This is a genomic window from Bartonella sp. P12B, assembly GCF_055796185.1.
Genome location: NZ_JBTTDI010000055.1, coordinates 1 through 1,427, shown reverse-complemented (window position 1 = coordinate 1,427; position 1,427 = coordinate 1). Strand labels below are relative to the sequence as shown.

General features: G+C 43.5%; 3 protein-coding genes and 1 pseudogene. All 4 read right to left on the bottom strand.

All coding sequences use genetic code 11. From position 1 onward, the window contains the following. The coding region (locus AC0QT1_RS08615) for a phage late control D family protein (RefSeq protein ID WP_473202129.1) at positions 1-482 on the bottom strand (482 nt) is incomplete at its 3' end. Beyond that, positions 479-703, bottom strand: coding sequence for a tail protein X (locus AC0QT1_RS08610; protein ID WP_473202128.1), 225 nt, complete (start codon positions 701-703; stop codon positions 479-481). The genes AC0QT1_RS08615 and AC0QT1_RS08610, both read right to left, overlap by 4 nt. Beyond that, the gene (locus AC0QT1_RS08605) at positions 700-1,080 is read right to left on the bottom strand and encodes a phage tail protein (protein WP_473202127.1); all 381 of its coding nucleotides are present in this window, start codon (positions 1,078-1,080) and stop codon (positions 700-702) included. The genes AC0QT1_RS08610 and AC0QT1_RS08605 overlap by 4 nt, the downstream gene beginning before the upstream one ends. A gap of 5 nt (positions 1,081-1,085) precedes the next feature. Further along, positions 1,086-1,427, bottom strand: a pseudogene (locus AC0QT1_RS08600) (phage tail protein); the annotation flags it as partial.

Sequence of the window (1,427 nt, the reverse complement as noted above, 5' to 3'; positions counted from 1 at the left end):
GCGGCAAAAGCCATATCGCTTTCAGCAGTTTGATCAATATGACGCACAACAATTTTCGCAAGAGAAGGGTCAACCTTTGCGGTATAACCATTACGCTGTGCGATCTCTTGAACAATATGGCCAAGTGTTTTCTGGTGATAAGATTGGCTTTTTGGTGTTCTATAAGACGTGTTCATCGCCGCGGCGCGTCCTGTAACAGTTAAGCTTTGTGGTGGACTACTCACGGAGATCTCATCTATCAGATATGCCCCCATATCGCGTATTTTGCCGCCCTCATAGCCAAGTGTTATGGAAAGAACTGTTCCAATGAGGGGTATATCAAGAAAGCCATTATCACTGTTGCGTGCACGGTCATCAAGCTCTATGGTGATACGGTCGCTTTTGTCTTCTGCTTCATCGGTTATTTCAATTGATAAAACATAATCCATGAGAGTTTTGGTGATATCTTCTCCATTTGCCATAACCGTGCACAAAGGTTTCATGATTTGCTTCCCCAAATTCTAATCACGGGTGTGGCTTTGGGATAGGGCAGGGATGGTAAAATGATTGTGATGCCTGCTGTCAAGATGGGACCATGGTCTGCAAGCCCAAAATTTGCTGCATAGACACGTTCGACAGCAAGGGCTTGTTGACCTTTGGCATAATATTTCCAGCAAATGGCATCAACCATATCGCCTTCTTTTGTTATATAAAGGTCACTCATAGATCTTCACCATACTCTCTCAATTTTATTGTAAATTCTTGTTTTTTGGGGGTGCCGTTATAATGAAAAACGCTTTGCTTTTCTTCTACAGAAAGGATGACAAATTTGCCTAAAATTTTGCCTTGTCCTGTTACAAGAATGTGAGGTCCCTGATGGGCGATTTGCCGCAAATATTCGAGCTGTCCATGCCCACCTTTGAAGTCTGGATAGATCACACCCGTTAAAGAGAACTCTGCATTTGCAACAGCAGGCAATTGAAGAGCCGCTTTTCGTCCTAATCGTCCTTGCTCCACCCATGGCACGCCATAAGACAGGTCAAGAGTTTGATAGGCTGCTGTTTCAATCGAAAAAATAAAACCACCCAAAGCGAGCATCATGGTCTTTAATCCGAAAGGCTAGAGGCTATCGCTAAACGTTGCTGTTTGGCATAGCGTTCAAGGGCTTGATTGACCGCGTCTCTGATTTCCTCTTTGAGACCATTTGGCACTGAAATATTTAGATTTGTAATGGTGACGCGGGCGTCTACTTCAACAGGTTTATGAAGTACAATTGGCTTAGGAGCTTTGAAGGTACTCACTTTTGCATTTGGAGCTTCCATATGCCTTGTCTCAAGTGTCCCTGTATTAAAACCACTGTTGCGTTTTTCAGATGGGCTTTTGGGTACAACCGCTGTCTCCATCATTCTTTTTGCACGTGCATTGGTTTCATCGGTAAAGGTTTTAAT